The sequence below is a fragment of the Citrifermentans bremense R1 genome (assembly GCF_000426865.1).
Taxonomy (GTDB): Bacteria; Desulfobacterota; Desulfuromonadia; order Geobacterales; family Geobacteraceae; genus Geomonas; species Geomonas bremensis.
In genome coordinates, this window is the sequence record NZ_AUGE01000033.1 from 16,169 (window position 1) to 36,115 (window position 19,947).

22 protein-coding genes are annotated in these 19,947 nt (G+C 60.3%); 10 read left to right on the forward strand and 12 right to left on the reverse strand.

Annotated features, from left to right (window positions below):
• The first annotated feature begins 63 nt into the window (after window positions 1-63).
• The 4 genes from K419_RS0116245 (at window position 64) to K419_RS0116260 (ending at window position 3,353) form a co-directional block, all read left to right on the forward strand.
• Window positions 64-765: an aspartate/glutamate racemase family protein gene (locus tag K419_RS0116245; RefSeq protein WP_026842510.1), complete on the forward strand. Its 702-nt coding sequence runs from the start codon at window positions 64-66 to the stop codon at window positions 763-765.
• Between the two features lie 26 nt (window positions 766-791).
• Entirely contained in the window at window positions 792-1,319 is a 528-nt protein-coding gene (locus K419_RS0116250; RefSeq protein ID WP_226377718.1) for a formylmethanofuran dehydrogenase subunit E family protein, read from the forward strand.
• Window positions 1,320-1,386: 67 nt separating this feature from the next.
• Window positions 1,387-2,709: an MFS transporter gene (locus tag K419_RS0116255; protein WP_026842512.1), complete on the forward strand. Its 1,323-nt coding sequence runs from the start codon at window positions 1,387-1,389 to the stop codon at window positions 2,707-2,709.
• Between the two features lie 26 nt (window positions 2,710-2,735).
• Window positions 2,736-3,353: a LysE family translocator gene (locus K419_RS0116260; RefSeq protein ID WP_026842513.1), complete on the forward strand. Its 618-nt coding sequence runs from the start codon at window positions 2,736-2,738 to the stop codon at window positions 3,351-3,353.
• A gap of 46 nt (window positions 3,354-3,399) precedes the next feature.
• On the opposite strand, the gene K419_RS0116265 is transcribed toward K419_RS0116260, so the two are convergent.
• A complete protein-coding gene (locus K419_RS0116265; protein WP_026842514.1) occupies window positions 3,400-4,698 on the reverse strand; it encodes a 4Fe-4S dicluster domain-containing protein in 1,299 nt (432 codons plus the stop codon).
• A 118-nt stretch (window positions 4,699-4,816) separates the two neighbouring features.
• Between K419_RS0116265 and K419_RS0116270 the strand changes: the two genes are divergently transcribed.
• Window positions 4,817-5,479: a GGDEF domain-containing protein gene (locus tag K419_RS0116270; protein ID WP_026842515.1), complete on the forward strand. Its 663-nt coding sequence runs from the start codon at window positions 4,817-4,819 to the stop codon at window positions 5,477-5,479.
• Here K419_RS0116270 and K419_RS0116275 read toward each other — a convergent pair.
• The 10 genes from K419_RS0116275 to K419_RS0116320 form a co-directional block, all read right to left on the reverse strand.
• Window positions 5,375-6,034, reverse strand: coding sequence for a sulfite exporter TauE/SafE family protein (locus K419_RS0116275; protein ID WP_026842516.1), 660 nt, complete (start codon window positions 6,032-6,034; stop codon window positions 5,375-5,377). The two genes, K419_RS0116270 and K419_RS0116275, sit on opposite strands and share 105 nt — an antisense overlap.
• A gap of 100 nt (window positions 6,035-6,134) precedes the next feature.
• Window positions 6,135-6,296: a cbb3-type cytochrome oxidase assembly protein CcoS gene (ccoS, locus tag K419_RS0116280; RefSeq protein WP_026842517.1), complete on the reverse strand. Its 162-nt coding sequence runs from the start codon at window positions 6,294-6,296 to the stop codon at window positions 6,135-6,137.
• Window positions 6,289-8,709 (reverse strand): heavy metal translocating P-type ATPase, encoded by a 2,421-nt coding sequence (locus tag K419_RS0116285; protein WP_026842518.1) that lies wholly within the window; start codon window positions 8,707-8,709, stop codon window positions 6,289-6,291. Before K419_RS0116285 ends, ccoS begins: the two co-directional genes overlap by 8 nt.
• On the reverse strand, window positions 8,706-9,167 hold the full coding sequence (locus tag K419_RS0116290) for a FixH family protein (RefSeq protein WP_026842519.1): 462 nt from the start codon (window positions 9,165-9,167) through the stop codon (window positions 8,706-8,708). The genes K419_RS0116285 and K419_RS0116290 overlap by 4 nt, the downstream gene beginning before the upstream one ends.
• 16 nt (window positions 9,168-9,183) lie before the next feature.
• Entirely contained in the window at window positions 9,184-10,407 is a 1,224-nt protein-coding gene (locus K419_RS0116295) for a 4Fe-4S dicluster domain-containing protein (protein ID WP_026842520.1), read from the reverse strand.
• A complete protein-coding gene (locus K419_RS0116300; protein ID WP_026842521.1) occupies window positions 10,404-10,895 on the reverse strand; it encodes a c-type cytochrome in 492 nt (163 codons plus the stop codon). Before K419_RS0116300 ends, K419_RS0116295 begins: the two co-directional genes overlap by 4 nt.
• Complete coding sequence (locus K419_RS0116305) at window positions 10,879-11,064, reverse strand: cbb3-type cytochrome c oxidase subunit 3 (RefSeq protein ID WP_026842522.1); 186 nt, start codon at window positions 11,062-11,064, stop codon at window positions 10,879-10,881. The genes K419_RS0116300 and K419_RS0116305 overlap by 17 nt, the downstream gene beginning before the upstream one ends.
• Before the next feature lies 1 nt (window position 11,065).
• Complete coding sequence (locus K419_RS0116310) at window positions 11,066-11,926, reverse strand: cbb3-type cytochrome c oxidase subunit II (protein WP_026842523.1); 861 nt, start codon at window positions 11,924-11,926, stop codon at window positions 11,066-11,068.
• 12 nt (window positions 11,927-11,938) lie between these two features.
• Window positions 11,939-13,342, reverse strand: a complete 1,404-nt coding sequence (locus tag K419_RS0116315) for a cbb3-type cytochrome c oxidase subunit I (RefSeq protein ID WP_026842524.1) — start codon at window positions 13,340-13,342, stop codon at window positions 11,939-11,941.
• A 406-nt stretch (window positions 13,343-13,748) separates the two neighbouring features.
• Window positions 13,749-13,931 carry a hypothetical protein gene (locus K419_RS0116320; protein ID WP_026842525.1) on the reverse strand — a complete coding sequence of 61 codons (183 nt, stop codon included), beginning with the start codon at window positions 13,929-13,931 and terminating at the stop codon, window positions 13,749-13,751.
• 209 nt (window positions 13,932-14,140) lie between these two features.
• On the opposite strand from K419_RS0116320, the gene hcp reads away from it, so the two are divergent.
• The 5 genes from hcp to K419_RS23620 all read left to right on the forward strand — a co-directional run bounded on the left by hcp (window position 14,141) and on the right by K419_RS23620 (window position 19,651).
• Window positions 14,141-15,790 carry a hydroxylamine reductase gene (gene hcp / locus K419_RS0116325; protein ID WP_026842526.1) on the forward strand — a complete coding sequence of 550 codons (1,650 nt, stop codon included), beginning with the start codon at window positions 14,141-14,143 and terminating at the stop codon, window positions 15,788-15,790.
• Between the two features lie 379 nt (window positions 15,791-16,169).
• A complete protein-coding gene (locus K419_RS0116330; protein WP_026842527.1) occupies window positions 16,170-17,474 on the forward strand; it encodes an OmpA family protein in 1,305 nt (434 codons plus the stop codon).
• Between the two features lie 110 nt (window positions 17,475-17,584).
• Window positions 17,585-18,277, forward strand: a complete 693-nt coding sequence (gene aqpZ, locus K419_RS0116335; protein WP_026842528.1) for an aquaporin Z — start codon at window positions 17,585-17,587, stop codon at window positions 18,275-18,277.
• 71 nt (window positions 18,278-18,348) lie between these two features.
• Window positions 18,349-18,753: a large-conductance mechanosensitive channel protein MscL gene (mscL, locus tag K419_RS0116340; protein WP_012529672.1), complete on the forward strand. Its 405-nt coding sequence runs from the start codon at window positions 18,349-18,351 to the stop codon at window positions 18,751-18,753.
• A gap of 442 nt (window positions 18,754-19,195) precedes the next feature.
• Window positions 19,196-19,651, forward strand: a complete 456-nt coding sequence (locus K419_RS23620) for a hypothetical protein (RefSeq protein ID WP_156912225.1) — start codon at window positions 19,196-19,198, stop codon at window positions 19,649-19,651.
• A 126-nt stretch (window positions 19,652-19,777) separates the two neighbouring features.
• Here K419_RS23620 and K419_RS22205 read toward each other — a convergent pair.
• Window positions 19,778-19,947: transposase (locus tag K419_RS22205; protein ID WP_035497344.1), on the reverse strand; the 170-nt coding region annotated here is incomplete at its 5' end.

A 19,947-nucleotide genomic window follows, 5' to 3' on the forward strand; every position in this document is an offset into this window, starting at 1 on the left:
TGGGGCGGGGGTGAGGGAAGGTTTTAAGAAACCGACAAAAACCAAGAAAGGGGACGGGGTAACATGAAAACCATCGGCATGATTGGCGGCCTGGGCCCGGAAGCTACGCTCGATTACTACAAGCGGATCATCGAGGCCTCGCGAGGGGCCGGAACCCTCGATACCCCGGAGATCATCATCTACAGCGTGAGCCTTCAGGAGGTGCTGGACCTCGCGGCCCGGCGCGAGTGGAGTAACCTCATCTACCTCCTTACGGCGAAGGTGAAGGCCTTGCAGAAAGCCGGGGCCGATTTCGCCTTCATCTCGGCCAACACCCCGCACGTGGTCTTCGACGAGGTCCAGGCGAAATCCCCCATCCCGCTTCTCAGCATCGTCACCGCGACCCTGGAAAAGGCGAAGGAGCTGGGGGTGAAGCGGGTAGGCCTCTTGGGAACGAAGTTCACCATGGAGGAGAACTTTTTCGCGGCGCCGTTCTCGGCCGCCGGCATCTCTGTCGTGGTCCCGGAGCCTTTCGACCAGCAGTACATCCAGGAGAAGCTGATGACCGAGATCGAACTGGGGGTCTTCAAGGACGAGACCCGAGACGACCTCCTGGCGGTGATCGGGCGCATGAAGGAGCAGGAGCATATAGATGCCGTCATCCTCGGTTGCACTGAGCTGCCGTTGATACTGCTGAAGGACGAGTTCGGGATACCTTTTCTGAACACGACGGCGATTCACGTGGAAAGCGTGGTGGAGTACGCAAGGAAGGAGCAGAGATGGTAGTCGCAGGTAATTTCAGGAATGGGATCTTGGTTATCTTGACGATGTTGCTTCCCTCTGGCGCCGCCGCGCTGGAGCGGGTCGCCCCGGCAGGTAGCGGCAACGGCGCCATCTTCGAGACGCTGGAAAGGTTTCACGGCCATGCCTGCGCCGGTGCCCTCATGGGGGCGAGGCTCGGCTTGGCGGCGAAGACCGCCCTTAAAGCCGCTGGGGGCGAAGGGAAGCTGAAGGCCAAGTACTTCGCCAACAACTGCTCCATCGACGGCGTACAGATCGCGGCGGGGACGACGGCCGGCAACAAAGCCATCGAGGTCGTCGACGCCAACGAAAACCGCCTGCTCCTCTCCGCGGAGAAGAACGGGCGGCAGGTCGAGGCTCATCTGTCCAGGGTCGCGGAAGAGAAGGCAAAGAAGTATCGGGAATTAAGGGGGAAGGGAAATGCTCTCCCGGTAGGATCCCCCGAGCGGCTGCAGGTGGAAAGGGCGGTGGAGGACATCCTGTGCTGGTTCCGGAACGCGCCGGATGTCGCGGTGGTCCAGGTAAGGGTGGTCAAGTAGCGGAAAACGGCGCAAGCGACAGCGCCGGGCGGTGCTCCTCACAGTGAAGCGGGCGAAGGAGGGGACCATGGACATCTCCAAAATGAAAACCCTGCTGCGGGCGCTCCGCTCCAGGAACTACCGGCTCTTCGTGGCGGGTCAAAGCGTGTCGCTGGTCGGGACCTGGATGCAGCAGGTCGCCATGAGCTGGCTCGTGTACCGCCTCACCGGCTCCGCTTTCCTTTTGGGGGTGGTCGGCTTTACCAGCCAGATACCGACCTTTTTGTTCTCGCCGGTGGCGGGGGTGCTCGCGGACCGCTGGAACCGCAGGCGCATCCTGATGCTCACCCAGGGCCTCGCCATGGTGCAGGCGGCGGTGCTGGCCGCGGCCGTGCTGCTGGGGGTGGTCGAGGTCTGGCACATCGTGGCCTTGAGCCTCGTGCTCGGCATGGTGAACGCCTTCGACATCCCGGTCCGGCAATCCTTCGTGGTGGAGATGGTGGCGCACCGCGACGACCTGGGGAACGCCATCGCCCTCAACTCCTCGATGGTGAACGGTGCGCGGCTGATCGGGCCGACGGTAGCAGGCCTCCTGGTCGCCTCGGTAGGGGAGGGGATCTGCTTCCTCTTGAACAGCGCGAGCTACCTGGCCGTCTTGCTGGCGCTCGCGGCCATGCGCATCGAGCCCCGCGCCGGAAGCGCGAAGCCCAGGCGCAACGTCCTGCACGAGCTGAAGGAAGGGTTCGTCTATTCCTTCGGCTTTGCGCCGATAAGAAGCATCCTGCTCCTGATCGCCCTGATGAGCCTGACAGGGATGCCGTACACGGTCCTGGTCCCGGTCTTCGCCAAAGACATCCTGCACGGCGGCGCCCACACCTTCGGTTTTCTGATGACCGCGGCCGGTTGCGGAGCCTTGGCCGGCACCGTCTACCTCGCCTCCCGCGGATCGGTGCTGGGACTGGGGAGGCTGATCGTGGCCTCGGCGGCGCTCTTCGCCGTGGGGGTCGCCGGGTTCGCGCTGTCGGAGACCCTGTGGCTGTCGCTAGCTTCCCTGGTGGTGGCCGGCTACGGGGCCATGACGCTCGTCGCCTCCTGCAACACCATCCTGCAGACCATCCTGGAGGAGGACAAGCGGGGGCGGGTGATGAGCTTTTTCACCGTCGCCTTCATGGGGATGGCGCCTTTCGGCAGCCTGGGCGCCGGCGCCATGACCAGGATGATCGGCCCCAGGGACACCCTGCTCCTGGGCGCCATCTGCTGCCTCATCGGGGCGGTGGTCTTCGCCAGGAACCTGCCGCGCATAAGGCGACTGGTGCGGCCGATCTATGTGCAGATGGGGATCATCAAGGAAGTTGCCGAAGGAATGGAAACCGCAGCGGAACAGCCGCCCATGCCGAATAAGGAGCGCTGAGCTGCGGGGAAAGGTGCCGTCTCAACATGCTGGATTTTCTCACCGCGGGGCTCGTGCTAGGTTTCTCCGCCGGGTTCTCCCCCGGGCCGCTGCTCATGCTGGTCATCTCCGAAACGCTGCACCACGGGACCAGGTCCGGGGTGCGGGTCGCCCTGTCGCCCGTCGTCACCGATCTTCCCATCGTCCTCGCCACGCTGCTCCTTTTGGTCAATGTCTCCGGCTACCATGGGGTACTCGGGGGCGTATCCCTGGCGGGAGGGCTCTTCGTCCTAGCCACTGGATGGGATTCCATCCGTACCCGCCCGGTTCAGCTGGATCTTCCCAAAGAGGAGCCCAAGTCGCTAAGAAAAGGGGTGCTGACCAATTTCCTCAGTCCGCACCCCTATCTGTTCTGGATCACCGTCGGCGCGCCGCTTCTGACCAAATCGCTCAACGTCGGCTGGACCGCGTTTTTCGCCTTCGTGCTGAGCTTCTACCTGTCGCTTATCGGGGCCAAGGTCATCCTCGCCGTGGCGGTGGGAAGGTCGAAGGCATTTCTATCCGGCAGGCTCTACCTGTACACCATGCGCTTTCTCGGGGGGCTCCTCGTCCTCTTCGCGCTGCTCCTTTTCAAGGAGGGGCTGGAGCTTTTGGGATTCATCTAGGGCGGCCTGAAGGGGGACAGGCACCTGGCGGAGCCAGTCCCCATCTTCACTCGAACCTGGAAAACCTGGTGACGTCGACGTCCGCCATCAAGCGCTCCAGGTAGCGCGACTTGAGCTGCCGGCTGGCCGTGAGCCGTTTCACCGGGGGAAGCCTCAGTATCGCCCCCAGTATCGCGGCCAGGGCGCGGTGGCTCAGGTAGGCCTGGTTGTCGAAGATGAGGTTCTGCAGCTTCCCCCGCTCCAGGGCCATCAATACCAGCCGGTGGGCGGTGTTGACCGGGGTCAGCATCCGCTTCTCCCTCGGCTCAAGCCGCACCGCCTTATTGTGGCAGTTGCGTGTGCAGACCCCGCACCCAAGACAGAGTTCGGAATTCAACCTGGCTTTTGCCGGCATGCCGCTTCCCTCCGGCTCACGCACAAGCGAGATGGCGTCCACCGGGCAGATGGCGACGCACCTGCCGCAGCCGTCGCAACGGGCGGGGTCGGTGGCCTGGATGAAGTTGGTGGTGTACATGGCGTTGGGAATCGCCAGGCGGCGGGTGGCGATCAACCCCTCGCAGCAGCAGCCGCAGCAGTGGCAGATGAAGTTGACCTGCCGCTGCACGTTGTCGGCGCACTGCACGAGGTTCAGGTCCCGCGCCTTTTGCAGGAGGTCGAGCCCTTCGGCCGCATCGACGCTGCGGGCGGCGCCGTGCCTGATCAGGGACTGGGCGGCGAGGTTCAGCGTCATGCAGATGTCCAAGGGCGCCTGGCACCCCTTTCCCACCTGCTGCATCTTGTGCCTGCAGTAGCAAAGGCCGACCGCTATGTGGGTAGCACTCCTGATCACCTCGCTGGCACGCTCGTAATCCAGCACCTGGCAGACCTTCTCCTCCGGTATCGCCTCCTCGTTCACCAGCACCCTCCCCAGCGGCGTCTCCCCACCGGCGAAAAGGTCGCGGATGAAGTCGTCCTCCACGTTGATGTAGCGGAAGAAGAGGCCGGCCAACTGCTTCTGGTCAAGATCCGGCCGCAGCCTCATCAGCGAAAACTCGAAGAACCCCGCCATGGGGGGAGGGAGGACGTACACCATCTTGCCGTCCCGCTCGATGTCCAGCAATAGCGACCGCGACGCCATCTGCTCCAATCTGCCCCGCGCCGCTTCCTTGTCCATGCGCCACACCCGCGCCGCCTTGGCCGCCGAAAACGGGCGCAGCGGCAGCCGGCTCAAAAGCCTCGCCTCCTCCTCGCTGCACAAAAGGGCGTAGATCTTGAGCAACAGCTCCGAGGGAGGCGCCCCCTGCGGGAACTTGTTCACGCGCTGCATCAGCCGGTGATAGCCGTTCTCCTGCGTTTGCTCTGCCATGGCGTCCCCTTTGTAAAAAAAATTAAAAATTACCAATGCAAGAGTGTAGCAGCCGCAGACCCGCCAACAACCCATAGGCGTTACCCCGTTTCTGCTCCCTCTCCCAGCGGGAGAGGGCATGTCGGACAGCTGGCAAGGTAATTTATTAATTAAACTGGAGGAGAAGAACCGGGCGCTGGAGGTGCTGGCCCGGGTCGATGGCCTGACCGGCGTCGCCAACCGCAGGCACTTCGACGAGACACTGCGGCTGGAGGTACAGCGCGCCATGCGCAACGGGCGCTACCTCTCCCTTATCCTGTGCGATATCGATTTCTTCAAGGATTACAACGACCATTACGGGCACGTGGCCTGGGACAAATGCCTGCAGTCCTTCGGGGAACTGCTCCAGGGAAGCTTCAAGAGGGCGGGGGAGGTGCCGGCGCGCTACGGCGGCGAGGAGTTCGCCGTCGTGCTCCCGGACAGCAGGCCGGAAATTGCCGAGGGGCTTGGGGAGCGGCTGCGTCGGATGCTGCAGGAAAAGGCGCTGCCGCACGAGGCGTCGGAGCTGGGGGTGGTGACCGTAAGCGTCGGTGTGTCGGGAGGGCTCGTGGCACGGGGCCAGAACGCCGAGTGGTTCATCAAGGAAGCGGACCGGGCGCTGTACTGGGCGAAGTCCGGAGGAAGAAACAGGGTCGCCCTATCTTCCCAATGCGCGCCAGAGCCCGGCGATTCCCATGAGGGCCACGGCGACCCCTGCGAGCCGGAGCATGACCCGGTGAAGCTTACCGGATACGGCGCTTGACGCGGTGCCGAAGCCGAGCATGACGGGAATCGTTCCCGCTCCCAGGGCCGCCATGGTGGCGGCGCCGGTCACTGCGCTGCCGGTTCCCGCCGCGGCCACGAGCGGCGCGTAGACCATGCCGCAGGGAAGGAGCCCGAGGACGAGCCCCAGGGGAAACGACGCCAGCGGGGCCCGGGCCGAGAGCGCGCGCTTGAGCGGCTTGGAGAGGAAGCTAGCAGTACCCCTTTCAAAGGCTGAGAGCTTGAGGGCGTCGAGGCCGAGCGCGGAGCTGAGGCCGATCATGACCACCAAGAGGTTGGCGCCGGCTAGAAACCAGAAGGAGGCGGACTTGAGCGCCACGAGGTCGAGGGCGGAGCCGGCGAGTCCGGCGACCGCCCCGAGCAGGGTGTAGGTGGCGACCCGGCCGAGGTTGTAGCAGAGCTGGGAAAAGATGCGCGCGCGCAAGGGCGCCTCGCTGTCCCTCAAAGAAAGGGCTGCCACCACCCCGCCGCACATCCCTATGCAGTGGAAGCTTCCCGTAGCCCCCGCCAAAAAAGCCAACCATACTACCAGCATCGAACCTCCGACTCATTCTGTGTATGTTTCCTGTTCTTAAGCTCCTCCCCCCAGCGGGGGGAGGTCGGGAGGGGGGCTCTGCTTGTCTCCCCTCGCCCTCCTACTTCCGCCACTTCTCCCGCTCGTCTTCATCCAGCATCCGGTGCTTGGGGCGCTCCATGTCGTGGAATTCCCCGCGCCGCACCGCCCAGAGAAAGAAGAGCCAGCATGCGCATCCGAGAAAAAGCGACAGCCCCATCAAGGCGATAAGTGAGCTAGCCATTTCTTGTCCTCATAAGTTTGAGTGAATTGCCGACCACGCAAACCGAACTGAGCGCCATGGCGGCTGCAGCATATACCGGCGTCAGCCGCCCGGTCATGGCCAAGGGGACGCCGACCACGTTGTAGAGAAAGGCCCAGGCCAAATTTTGCCGCACCACGGCCATGGTGCGCCGCGCCATCCGGTGGGCCTCGGCCAGCCGCTCCAGGTCGGGCTTGGCGAGCACCAGATCGGAGGTCTCCATGGCGATGTCGGTCCCCCCCGCGACGGCGCAGCCGACGTCGGCAGCCGAAAGCGCCGGGGCGTCGTTGATGCCGTCGCCCACCATAAGGACGGTTCCCCCTTCCTCGCGCAACCTCTCGATCTTCGCCGCCTTCTCCGCCGGGGAAAGCTCCCCCCAAGCCTTATCTATCCCGGCGGCGAGCGCCGCTTTTTCGGTGCACTCCTGCCGGTCGCCGCTGAATAAAAGCGTCCCGATCCCCCCCCTCTTGAAGTAGGAAACGAGCGCGGGCGCGTCCTCCCTGATCCGGTCCTTCAACACCAGCGCGCCGCAGTAACGCCCCCTGCGCGCAACCCCTACCACGATCCCCCCCTCCGGCGACTCGACCCGTTCGGGGACGCCGCCGGCGCCGGTCCGCTTCAGGAAAGAGACGCTGCCGACGGCGACTGCTTCCCCGGCGACCCTCCCGGTCACCCCGCCGCCGGCGAGGCTTACCAGCTCCTCTCCCACCGGGTAGGCGACGCCGTTTGCCTCGGCGTACTCGCGCACCGCTTTCGCGATGGGGTGCAGCGAGCCGCGCTCCACCGCAGCGGCCAAGGCCAGTACCTCGCCGCGGGTAAGCCCCTGCGCCGGCTGGACGTCGACCAGCATGGGAGTCCCGCAGGTGAGGGTGCCGGTCTTGTCGAAGACTACGACGGTGACCCGGCTCAGCCGCTCCAGGATGTCCCCTCCCTTGAAGATCACCCCGGCGGAGGCGGCGGCGCCGGTCCCGGCGAGGATGGCCGTGGGAGTCGCGAGGCCAAGGGCGCAGGGGCAGGCGATGACGACGACGGCTAAGGCGGTCATGAGGCTCCGGCCGAATTCTCCCCCTTGAGAGAAATGCCAGCAGAAGGTGGCGACGGTCAGGGTGAGGACAGCGGGGACGAAATAACCGCTGACGCGGTCCGCCAGACGCTGGATCGGCGCGCGGCGGCTCTGCGCCTGCTCCACCAGGCGCGCCACGCGGGCGATGAAGCTCTCCTCCACCTCTTTTTCGCAGCGCACCCGGACGGCTCCGGTCAGGTTGCAGCTTCCCGCGATCACCTGGTCTCCGGCCTGCTTGTAGAGGGGGAGCGGCTCGCCGGTCGCGGCGGATTCGTCGACGTCGGTGGCCCCTTCGGCTATGGCGCCGTCGACCGGGAAGCGCTCTCCAGGGGAAACCAGGATCAGGTCGCCCGGACGCAAAAGGGAGGGGTCAACCGGCTCCAGCTCCTCTCCCTTGAAGCGCTGCGCTTCCCCTGAGCAAAGCTCCATGAGCCTCTCGATCCCGCTGGAGGCCCTCCTTTTGGCGGCGTTTTCCAGGAGCCTCCCTATGAGGATCAGGGTGACGATCATCGCCGCGGTCTCGAAGTACACCTCCTCCCCGGCGAAGGTGGCATAGACGCTGTAGCCGTAAGAGGAGAGGGCGCCTGTGGCGATGAGGAGCTCCATGTTGGGGGATCCGTTGACGATGCCGCGCCAGGCGCCGCGCAGAAAGGGCCAGCCGCAGTAAAAGACCACCGGCGTCGTCACAAGCCACGAGAAGAGTTGCAGGTAATTCTTCATCTGCTCGTCGATGCCCAGGAAGTAGCCGGCGTAAAGGGCGAAGGCGTAGGCCATGAGCTGCATGGAGAGAAAGGCCGCGGTGCCGAAACGAAAGAGGAGATCCTTGTGCTCGTTCAGCGCCACCTCTTTGGCTGCGTTGCGGGTGTAAGGGCGGGGGAGGTAGCCCAACTCGTCGATCCTGGAGAAGATCTGCGCCGGCGAGGTGCGCGAGCCGTCGAAAAGTACGCGCGCCCTCCCGGTGGCGTAGTTGACGCGGACTTCTTGAACTCCGGCAATCCTTCCGATGATTTTTTCGTTGAGCCAGACGCAGGAGGCGCAGCGGATGCCGTCGATGATGATGTCGATGGCGCTCGCTGACCCCGCTTGGTAGACGAAGCGGGCGAGGTAGCTCTCCTGGTACTTACCCTGGAAGGCCTGCGGGGAAAGGCCACTCTCCCGCCACTCCCTGCGCCGGTAGAAGTCCGCGAGCCCGGCACCGCTGATGACGAGGTAGGCGCCATGGCAGCCGTGGCAGCAAAAGCTCAAGGTGGCGTCTGCCGCGCGCTCCTCCACCAGCGCCCCGGCGGGGATCTCGGCTCCGCAGTGAAAGCATGGGAATCGGGCGGCCGTCAATTGAAGAACACCACCCTTTGGCTCGCGCTGGCCTCGCCCCTGGTGAAGAGGAGCACCCCCTGTATCTCACTCTGGGCGGATACCGGCAACGAAGTCCGGAATACCCCAGGCGCGCTCTCGGCAAGCTGCAGCGGCAACGCAGAGCTGTCCGTTTTTTTGCCGGGGTGCAGGGAAAGGCTCCCTCCGGCAACCGGCGCTCCCTTCTCGTCGCAGACGCGAACCAGCAGATCGCGCCCGGCAAGCGTCGCCGTCAGGGTCCATTTGAGCCCGGGGTTCCTGGCGCCGCTTCGGGTGCGGTCGTAGTTGAGCCCGTTGCGGTAATAGTCGGGATCGGTAACACGGCTCGCGAGCATCCCGGAGGCGAAAAAGGTAGCGGCCATGCCGGCGATGAAGATGCCGAACAGCGTCACTAGGACGACCCGATAGCAGCAGGCGGTTTTGGTGGTGCGCTTGGTCATGCTTTTTCCCTTGTCGTTACTCCACTGCCACCGGGAGCGGCGTCGCCGCCAGCACCCTTCCTTGCGACACGAGCCTCAGTTCGGCGTTCAGCGCCCTCGCCGGCGCCGGTTTCACCTTGAGCGCCAGGTCCACCTTCCGGTTCTGGTTCGCAGCGAGTTGCAACCCTTGCACCGGCCCGATCAGCTCCATCTGGCGCCCCGGCAGCGGCGCCACTTCCAGCGAGAAGCAACCGGCGCGGGTGGCGCGGTTCTCCAGGTAGACCGTGTAGAAGTTGACCAGGGATCCGTCCGGGAACCGCTTCACCTCGGCGCCGGCGCTACGCTGCAGCTTCAGGGTCGCTTCCTTTCTTCCCGCGACGCCTGCGGCCAAGGCTAACGCCAATAGCAGCAGCACCGCCCCCAAAAGGAGGGCTTTGCGGTTCAGACGGACCGGCTCCCCCGGTGCGTTTCCGAAGCTGTAACGGATGAGGCCGGAGCATCCGCGCTTCTCCATCACTTCGCGGCAGGCGTCGAGGCAGCGCCCGCAGTTGATGCACTCGACCTGCAGCCCGTCGCGGATGTCGATTCCCATGGGGCAGGACCTGACGCAGGCGCCGCAGCGAAGGCAGGCATCTTTTCGGGCCGGGTCGAATTCCAGCGTCAGGGTGCCGCGCTCCATGGTCATGAGCTGGATCCTGCCGTAGGGGCAGACGCTCTTGCAGAAGCTCCGCCGCACCAAGGCAAGGTCGAGGTACACCAGCAAGAACACGGTGATGAGGGTGATACCGGCGACGGGGCCGATACCGCCGGCGATGAGCCGCTGGAAAAACTGCGGCGGCGCGATGAAGTACCAGACCAGGTTGCAGGCTACCAGTGCTGAGAGGGCAAGGTAGGAAAGGTGGCGCGCTCCCCGCTGCCAGCGCGCGGGCTTAAGCCCCCCGAGCCTTGCGTTCATCCAGTCGGCCAGGTCGCACAATGTGGTCTGGGGGCAGAGCCAACCGCACCAGACCCGGCCGAAGAGCATGGTGACGAACAAGAATCCAAAGACCAGGATCAGCACCACGATGAGGAAGAGGTAGAACTCCTCGATGCGGAGGCTCGCGCCGAAGAAGAGGAGGGTCCTGCTGCCGGCATCCAGGCGCAGCAGCGATTGCCCGCCTATCTGGAGAAACGGGATCGCCAGCAGGAGGAGCGAGGCCAGCCACTGTACGCCTTTGCGCCAGGGGGCCAGGCGCCCGCTCCGCTTGTTCCCTTGCCTCAAAGCGACAGCACGAACTGCACGAGCCCCTGCACCTTCTCACCGGAGAGGTCGTTCTTGAAGCCGGGCATCCCGCCGGGGCGGCCGTCGACGATGCTGCTGGTAACGTCCGGGGCGGTCCTGCCGTATTTGAACTGCTTGCGGGTCAGGTCGGGGCCGATGCCTCCTTTGCCGTCCGCTCCGTGGCAGGCGACGCAGCGTTCGGCGAACTCCTTCTTACCTTCGGCGATCAGGTTGGTGCTTCTGATCTCCTCGTTGGCGCTGCGCGGCGCCGCTTTCTCCAGTTTCTCCTTCTGGACCGCCAGCCGGGCCTCCTTGGCCTTCTTGATCGTGTCGAACTCGGCGTAGGAACTCCAGCCGCTGAACAGGTAGTACCCCATGAAGGGGACGGCCCAGAGGATGAGCCCGTAGAACAGGATCCTGAAGACCAGCGGGGTTTTCTTTTCCGGGCGGTACCTGATGCCGTCGTACTCCTTATTTTCGTCGGACATCTCGTCCTCCTTTGCCGTTCTCTTTCGGGTGATCGTCGTCCATCATCCGGTACTTCGGCTCCTCGCCGCTGGCCTTGTGCTTTTTGCTGTAGGTCCGCGCCACGATGGCGGCGAAGACGAGGAAGAGCAGGATGGTGACTCCCAGGTAGTAGATGCTCGCAAGATCCATATCAGCGCCTGTGCACGGATTTGATGTAGGTGACCACCTTCCAGGTCCTATCCTTCCCTAGCGAGTCGCCGAAGCCGGGCATGCCGGCCTGGGTGCCGCTGTAGATGATGCCGAAGACCGCCGCGTCCGGCTTGTCCATGTCGCGCAGGTCCGGTCCCACCTCTCCCTTCAGCCCCTCCCCGTGGCACTGGGCACAGTGCTCGCTGTAGAGCTTCTTTCCCTCCGGGAGCACTGACATGTTGTCCTGGTAGGGGTTCTTCAGCTCGCCCAGCACGGCGGCGCGGCCGGTCTTTCTCCAGGGGATGTCGTTTCCGACCTTCTGCAGGTAGGCGACCATGGCGTCCAGCTCCGTCTTCCCCTTGAGCGCGTCCAGGTCTGCCTGGGTATAGGGGAAGTTGAGCGCCTTCATCTTCCGCTCGCTGAGGCTCGAGTCGAGCGGCTGGTTCATGAAGGCATAAGCGGGCATGTTGGAGCGCGGCACCATGGAACGGGGATCCTTCATGTGCTTCACGTGCCAGGCATCGGGGTACTTGCCGCCTATTCGGGCGAGGTCCGGCCCATTTCTCCGGGAGCCCCAGAGGAAGGGCTGATCGTAGACGAACTCGCCGCTTTTGGAGTACTCGCCGTAGCGCTCCACGTCGGATAAGAGCGGCCGCACCGTCTGGGTATGGCAGTTGTTGCACCCCTCGCGGATGTAGATGTCGCGCCCCTCAAGCTGCAGCGGCGTGTAGGGCTTCACCGAGGCGATGGCGAGTTTGGGGTCGTTGATCCACCGGAAGGGGACCACCATGGTGATGACGGTGCCGACCAGGATGGTGGCGGTGGCCAGGAGCAGGAAAACGATCGGTTTCTTTTCTATCATGGCGTCTCCTCCCTAGGCCGGCTGTGCGGCGCCCTGCGTCTTGGCGCCCGCGACCGTCTTCCAGATGTTGTAGAGGAACACGCAAAGTCCGGCGAGATACACCACCCCGCCCAGGGCTCTTATGTGCCAGTAGGGATAGATCTCGATCATGGTCTCCATGAAGCTGTAGTGGAGGCTTCCGTCCGGGTTGGTCGCGTTCAGCATCGCCGCCTGCTGTACACCTGCGATCCACATGCTGATCGAGAACATCAGCTGCCCGGTGAGCACCAGCCAGAAATGGATGTTGGCCAGGCGGATGCTGTAGATCTCGGTGCCGTAGATGCGGGGGAGGGTGTAGTAGATGGCGGCGAAGAGGACCAGAGAGACCCATCCCAGCGTCCCCATGTGCACGTGCCCCGGGACCCAGTCGGTGAAATGGATGAAGGCGGAGAAAGTCCTGATCGACTGGGAGGGGCCCTGCAGCGTCTGCGCCCCGTAGAAGGTGATGCCGAAGATGAGGAACTTGACCAGGTAGTTCTCGCGCATCTGGTGCCACTGGCCGTTCATGGAGAAGTAGCCGTTGAAGACCGCGGCCCAGGAGGGGGCGATCAGCATCACCGAGAAGGCCATGGCGAGCGTCTGCACCCAGTCGGGGACCGGCGCCCAGAGCAGGTGATGCGCGCCGGTCCAAAGGTACATGAAGATGAGGCTCCAGAAGGCGATCACGCCCATGCGGTGGCTGTAGATGGGGACGCCGGTCGCCTTGGGGAGGAAGTAGTAGAAGATGGCGAGCGGTGGAGTGGTGAGCACCATGGCGACGGCGTTGTGGCCGTACCACCACTGCACGTTGGCGTCGTTGGCCCCCGCGTAGGCGGAGTAGGACTTGGTGAGCGACACGGGAATGGAGGCGTTGTTCACCAGGTAGAGCACCGCGACGCCGACCAGGGTGGCCAGGATGTACCAAAGCGAGATGTACATCTGCTCCTCGCGGCGCTTGACGATGGTCATGACGATGTTGACCGCGAAGATGACCCAGACCACCACCACCAGGCTCGCCACCGGCCATTCCAGCTCGGCGTACTCCTTGGAGCGGTTCATGCCGAGAGCCAGCGTCACCGCGGCGAGCGCTATGGCCAGGTTGAAGAGCCAGAGCTGGACACGGGCGAGGCCCGGGCTCCAGATGCCGGTACGGGTGAGGCGCTGGGTGATGTAGTAGAAAAAGGCCATGAAGCTGCCGATCCCCCAGCCGAAGATCCCGGCGTTGGTGTGGATCGGGCGCAGCCGTCCGTAGGTCAAGTAGGGGGGGAGGTTCAACTGCGGGAAAGCGATCTGGAACGAGATCAGCACGCCGACCAGGACCGCCACGAGACCCCACACCATGCTCCAGGTGATGAACCCCTTGACGACGTCGTCCGCGTACCCTTCCTGTTGATTCATGCCAGCCTCCTGAATGTGGATGCTATCAGTAACGCCAAAGACGGGACAACCAATCTCACAACCGCTGCGACGTCCGCTGCAACTTTGCCGTCATCAGTCATAACCTGTCGGATCTTAGCGCTTTTTCAGTATCCTATATGCCTGTGACAGATGGTTTGAGAGTAAAGAGTCGGCAACAACTTGTTAGTTTATGGTGCAAAACGAGTTTAGCAAGTGGCGCATCGGTATACGTTGGGATCACTGTTGCCCGGGATGAGGGACGCACGGCGACAATGTCACCATGCCGGCACAGCAATGACCGGAAGGAGACGTCCATGAGCACCCGCGAATTCATCTACTTCTATGCAGGAGGTGGAGCTCTTCTTTTCTTATCTGTGCTATGAGCTAACTCCACGTTTCAATGACCTTACTTGCCGCCTTTTTCCTCATCCAGCGGTTCCGGCTTGCAGAGCACCCCCGCCTTGCGCGCCGCGCGGGCGCACTTGCGGCAGACGAAGCGCGGTGCCGACACCAGTTTCTTCAATTCCTTGAGGTTTTCCTTTATTTCTTCCTTGTTCCACTTGCATAGAGGCTTCTCTTCCTTGGACATTGCTGGATCTCCCTTAGATGTTGGCTCATCCTTTGTCTATGAACGGGCTAGGACAGGTGTCACACTCTCTCCCTGCAACGGGCAAGGAGTATTATTGGTTTAAATTAATCTATATTTGGTTGGTCGAGGGTTGAAATGACATTCTTAGTCGTTATAGTAGATCGTATTTCGTTATCTTTTATTACTATAATGCCAAAGGGGGAAGCAATATGTCCATGTTTTGCCGCCAATGTGAGCAGGCCGCCAAGGGAACCGGATGCGACGTCATGGGGGTCTGCGGGAAAAGCCCCGAGGTAGCCGCCCTGCTGGATCTGTTGCTCCACGGTCTCAAGGGGCTCGCTATCTATGCGGACAAGGCCCGTGCCCTGGATGCGCGCAACACTGTCGCCGACATGTATCTCATCGAAGGGCTCTTCACCACGGTCACCAACGTCGATTTCGATCCGGTGCAGCTGGCCGGCAAGCTGAGAAGGTGCTACGACCTGAAGGAACAGGTCAAAGCGCTGTACGAGGGAGCCTGGCGCGAGAAGCACGGGGCGTCTCCCGCGGCCATCACCGACGGTCCCGCCGCGTGGGTGATAGCGGATACGCTGGAAGGTCTGGTGGCGCAGGGTAAAAACTGCGGAGTCATGAGCCAGCACAGCGATCCCGACATCCTCTCCTCCATCGAAATCATCATCTACGGCTTGAAGGGTATGGCCGCCTACGCTAACCACGCCTGCATCCTCGGCAAGACCGACGAGGAAGTATTCGCCTTCTTCCACAGCGCGCTCGCCGCCACCACCGACACCGACAAGGGGCTGATGGACTTCGTCGGCATCGCCATGGAGTGCGGCAAGCTCAACATCAAGGTGATGGGAATGCTCAACGAGGGGCACGTCGAGCGCTACGGCCATCCGGTCCCGACCAAGGTGCAGCTCGGCACCCGCAAGAACAAGGGGATACTGGTCTCCGGCCACGACCTGCGCATGCTGGAGGAGATCCTCAAGCAGACCGAAGGGAAGGGGATCGACATCTACACCCACGGCGAGATGATCCCCGCCCACGGCTATCCTGCCCTGAAGAAGTACCCCCATCTCTACGCCAACTTCGGCGGCGCCTGGCAGGACCAGCACAAGGAGTTCCAGGCTTTCCCCGGCGCCATCATCTTCAACACCAACTGTATCCAGCGCCCCGCCGACAGCTACAAAGACCGCCTCTTCACCTGGGGCGAGGTAGGGTGGCCCGGTGTGAAGCACATCGCCGGCTGGCACTTCGACGAGGTGATCAACAAGGCCCTTGAGTGCCCGGACCTCCCGGACGCCCCCGGCAAGGAGATCCTGACCGGCTTCGGGCACAACGCCGTCCTGGGCGTAGCGGACAAGGTCATCGAGGCGGTGAAGGGGGGAGCGGTCAAGCACTTCTTCCTGATCGGCGGCTGCGACGGCGCGAAGAGCGGCCGCAACTACTACACCGAGTTCGCCGAGAAGGTCCCCAAGGACTGCATCATCCTTACCCTGGCCTGCGGCAAGTACCGTTTCAACAAGCTCGATTTCGGCGACATCGGCGGCATCCCCCGCCTTCTCGATGTGGGGCAGTGCAACGACGCCTACTCCGCGGTGCAGATCGCCCTGGCCCTCGCCGGAGCCTTCAACTGCGGCGTCAACGACCTGCCGCTTAGCTTCATCCTTTCCTGGTACGAGCAGAAGGCGCACGTCATCCTGCTTTCGCTTTTGTACCTGGGGATCAAGGACATCAAGCTCGGTCCCATGCTTCCCGCCTATCTCTCGCCGAACGTGCTGCAGTTCTTGGTCAGCAACTTCAACATCAGCCAGATCGGTACGGTCGACGCTGACCTCAAGGCGAGCCTCGGGCAGTAACAACCTTTTCCGACAGGGGAAGGGACTACAGGTCAGCAGTGGCAGAGGCGGCAAGAAATAACAAGAAACAAGAAGAGGTAGTAGCTCCTTTAGCGCCAGGTCCTACGACCTGGCGCCTTTTTTTGACACCTTAGCAACACCCCGGCCGAAGAAGTACGTGCTAGAAAACAGAAAAGATAGAAGAACGTTTTACTGAATAAAAAATGTATTACATATAAAGAACTGGTGACATGGGTGCCCTACTATTTCAAGGTATTTCCTTGATCCAGTATTAAAATAATTGAATGCGCCACTTATGTGTGATACACCACCAGTTATTCAGAATGCCGTGCAGCTTATATACTCCGGCATTTAATTTTATTTCGGAAAAGGAGGACGTATGAAAAAGATTGTTTCATCGATGCTAACCTGTGCTGCTGTACTTACCATGGCAACTTCAGCTGTTGCCGGAGAAAGAGAGGGGGCATTTTCAATTTCTCCTTTTGTCGGCGGTTATACGTTCGATGGGGAACAGCACTTGGAAACGGCCCCTGTGTTTGGGCTGCGCCTGGGCTATGACCTGACAAAGAACTGGGAAGTCGAAGCTGTTGCTGATTACTTAGCGACCGAAGGGACACGTAATGACAGAAGTGTCAATGCCTTGTCCTATCGACTGGACATCCTCTACAACTTTTTGCCGGATGGGCCGCTGGTACCGTACCTTGCAGTGGGAGGTGGCGGGATTACCTACGGTCACGGCCGCGATGGGCTTGAAGTCAGTGACAGAACTACTGATGCAACCATCAATGCCGGTGGGGGCATCAAGTACTTTGTTACCGACTCGATCGCGTTGCGGGCTGACGCACGCCAGTTGTTCGTATTGGAAAGTCCGGACAAGCCTAAATACAACTGGGAGTACACCGCCGGCCTGACCTTCCTGTTTGGCGACAAGGCAGCTCCGGCACCTGCACCGGCACCTGCACCTGCACCTGCGCCAAAGCCGGTTGTTGAACCCGTTCCTGTGCAAAAGCCTGTTCCGGCTCCTGTAGTAGCTCCCGTGCCGCCCCCCGCCCCCCCCGCTCCTTCTGCAGACATGACGGTTACACCGGCTTCGATTACCAAAGGCGAAGCCGCCATTTTGACTTGGAAGTCGAGCAACGCCACCAATTGTGAAATACAGCCGGAAGTTGGCTCTGTTAAGCCTCAGGGTACCGTCAAGGTTGTCCCTGCTGACAATACTGAGTACACCATAACCTGCAATGGCGCCGGTGGCACCGCTAATAGTGCAGCCAAAGTCGCGGTAATTGCTCCTGCTCCAGTAGTGGTCGCGCCCCCTGCTCCTGCTCCGAAGCTGTGCAGCCCAGCTGTCATAAACATCCAGTTCGATACCAACAAGGCCGACCTCAAGCCCCAGTATCGCCCTGAATTGAAAGCTTTAGCTGACTTCTTGAACGAGTTCCCCAATGCCACTGGTGTCATTGAGGGGCATACCGACAACGTTGGACCAAAAGCTCTTAATATGAAACTGTCTCAGCTGCGCGCAGATAAGATTCGTAATTCTCTTATCAAAGAATACGGGATCGCACCTGAGCGGATTAAAGCAGTTGGGTATGGTCCTACAAAACCCGTTGCCAGCAACAAGGATAAAGCGGGGAAAGCAAAGAACCGGCGTATCGAATCCAACTTTAACTGCAACAACAAGTAGCAATAACGCTACGGCTGCTGACAAGCAAACACCCTTTTGGAATATTTTCTAAGAGGGTGTTTTGCTATCACCATGTTTCATGGCACCCTCACCCAGAAAGGAGAAGTACAATGTCAAAGCGACTTTGCGCTGAGTTCATCGGTACATTCTGGTTGGTTCTTGGAGGTTGTGGTAGTGCGGTACTTGCTGCGGCATTCCCGAATGTCGGGATTGGATTGCATGGTGTCGCGCTGGCTTTCGGATTGACTGTTCTCACTATGGCCTATGCCATTGGGCATGTTTCGGGGTGCCATCTTAACCCAGCTGTTTCCATCGGCCTCTTCGCCGGAGGACGCTTCCCGGCTAAACAACTTCTGCCGTACATCATAGCCCAAGTGCTTGGAGGGATTGCTGGTGCTGCTGTACTGTTCCTCATTGCCAGCGGGAAGATAGGGTTCGATGTTGCTGCCGGCTTTGCTTCAAATGGCTATGGGGAGCATTCTCCGGGCGGGTATTCGCTATTAGCCGGGTTCGTTACAGAGATCGTGATGACCATGATGTTCCTCTTCATCATCATGGGCGCGACCGACAAACGTGCACCGCAGGGGTTTGCGCCGATAGCCATCGGTTTGGGACTTACCTTGATCCACCTCATAAGCATTCCGATCACCAATACGTCGGTAAATCCGGCACGCAGTACCGGGGTTGCCATATTCGTCGGAGGATGGGCCATTTCACAATTGTGGCTCTTTTGGGTGGCCCCAATTATCGGAGCAATAGCTGGCGGCAGTATTTACCGGTTTATCGGATCCGGCAATGAATAGATGCCGCTAAACACCTATCTTGTCTAATTGCGAATGGATTTTCACCCATACTTCTTTCGGAGGTTGTGACTATGAGCATCGTTAAAGAGTTCAAGGAGTTTGCGGTAAAAGGGAACGTCGTCGATATGGCGGTCGGTATTATAATTGGTGCGGCATTTGCCAAAATAGTATCATCGTTCGTCGGAGATGTTGTTATGCCGCCGATCGGAGTTCTTCTGGGAGGCGTTGATTTTTCACAACTCTCCATCGTTGTTAAAGAAGCGGTTGACAAAAAGCCACCGGTGCTGATTAGTTACGGCAAGTTTATACAAACAGTCGTGGATTTTACTATCATTGCCATGGCAGTTTTCGCAGCAGTCAAGGCAATAAATACGCTCAAGAAGAAAGAAGCAGCAGCGCCGGAGGTCCCCCCCGCACCGACACAACAAGAAATACTGCTTACTGAGATCCGGGACCTGCTTAAAAGCAACAGATAATACATCGGTTCAAGATGCTGCGATGATTGGCTTACAAAGCATAATTTGGGGGTAGAAGATAGAGCCGCGAGAAACAACAAGTAAGGCGTAGCTCCTTTTGCGTCAGGTCCCACGACCTGGCGCTTTTTTTTGTGTGCGCCATTGCCGGCTAAGACAATCTGCACTTCACCTTTGACAGTGATGGTAGATCTCGATATATTGCGGTTGTTTTAGTTCGGGCAAATGAAGTGCGTATAAGTAGCGTCTGCACGTTCCATTCAGATGGGAAGGGGGGATGGACAGTTTTCTGTCCATCCCCCCAATCGGCACAAAATCAGGTCGTTGCAGCGTGGGATATCAGCGGGTTACGTCAATGTGATCGATAAATCTTTTTAATGTTGTACGGCGACGAGGGGGGATAACGGCAATTTCCCTTTAATTACATAGTTGTCTGAAGGAAAAAATGAAATTACTACCCTATGACAAGTTTCAATTTATTGTGAATGCACCCATCTCAGAAGTTAGAGAGAGACTTGCCGATCATGTTGAACCAAGGAGTTTTTGGAACATATTTGCGGGTGGCGGTAATAGTGATTTTATTGGTAAAATCGAGAATGATTCATTTAAGATCCACAGAAATATCAGTTATCGCAACTCGTTTCTCCCAACTATATGCGGATCACTAGAACCACATCCTTTAGGAACCAAAGTTTCAATACGGATGAGGTTACACCTGTTAGTAATAGCATTCTTGATCTTCTGGATTTTTCAGGCAGTGAAATTTACTTTGCCATTCTCTGGCATTATCTGGGCTGACATTGGTCAACTTGTTTTTCTTGTTGGAGCACCTCTGCTAATGACGTATTTGGCATTTTGGTTTGAGGCAAAGAAGGCAAAAATAATTCTAGCAGGCCGTTGAAATAAAGCGGCGGATGTCAGCAACAGCCTTTGCTGACGTTTGCTGAACTGCTGTTGTCGTGATTTTTGCTCTTTTACAACAGGTTATACTGCCAGATTTCAGTCCCATGAAGAGCCCGGAGGCCATTCAGGTGGCACCAAGGCCCAAGTTGGACATTCGTACCAGGTTGTAGGCGACTGCATGTAGGTCAAGCTGCATTGCGATCTTCTCTACTCCTCGATACATCGTCTTGCGCAGCCGGCCCACGGTCTTCATCCAGCCAAAGCCTTCTTCGATTCGCTTTCTGATTCTCTGGC